The sequence below is a fragment of the Amycolatopsis sp. TRM77291 genome, assembly GCF_054166285.1.
The window spans coordinates 1-648 of the sequence record NZ_JBSZHF010000038.1; the positions used below are offsets into that span (position 1 = coordinate 1).

Genomic DNA, 648 nt, shown 5'->3' on the forward strand with positions numbered 1-648 from the left:
GTGGGGGTGGGGTGAATGCGGTGCACCGGTGGGTTGGTGCGGGGGTTGGCCCTACCCTCGGTGCGTGATGAGTTGGTACCTGCGGGTCGTGTGGTCGCACGACTTCGCTGAGGAGCCAGTGGAGATCCTCAGCGAGGTCGGCTCCGATGGTTACGAGTGCCGGAAAGTGGAGCGGTTCCGGGACGGCAGGGTCGGTTGGGCCGACGAGAAGGGCGAGGTGGGCGGCACCGGTTTGGGTGAGGTTCCCGTCCCGCCCCTTGCCGAGATCAACGCGCAGCAGGAGTTCGTGGCGGCCAGGATCACCGGTGAGGAGTTCGAGCGGGCGTGGCGGCACGCGCTCGGTGGGCGGTGATTGCCTTCGTTCGGCGGTCTGTGTCCGTCGGTTTTGCTTTTGGTCACGGGTATGGCGGTTTTTGTGATCCGCGCTGATGAGAACGCCGATGGGTGGTGGCGCCGGTGTCTCTCTGGGAGCCGTTTCCGAGATGGTCCACGCTCACCCTGGCAACGCGGCAGCACGATAACACCAATGGATTGCTGCGGAAGGAACTCCCGAAAGCAACCGACGGGTATTCGCAGGACGAACTCGATGCCATCGCAGACGAACTCAACGACCGGCCGCGGCAGACGCTGGGCTGGCTTAAGCCGATC

Annotated in this window: 1 protein-coding gene and 1 pseudogene; both read left to right on the forward strand. The window is 64.8% G+C overall.

What is annotated here, in order from left to right; all coding sequences use genetic code 11:
- The first annotated feature begins 67 nt into the window (after nt 1-67).
- On the forward strand, nt 68-352 hold the full coding sequence (locus ACXIZN_RS43250; RefSeq protein ID WP_457960785.1) for a DUF6881 domain-containing protein: 285 nt from the start codon (nt 68-70) through the stop codon (nt 350-352).
- A gap of 135 nt (nt 353-487) precedes the next feature.
- A pseudogene (locus ACXIZN_RS43255) lies at nt 488-648 on the forward strand (transposase); the annotation flags it as partial.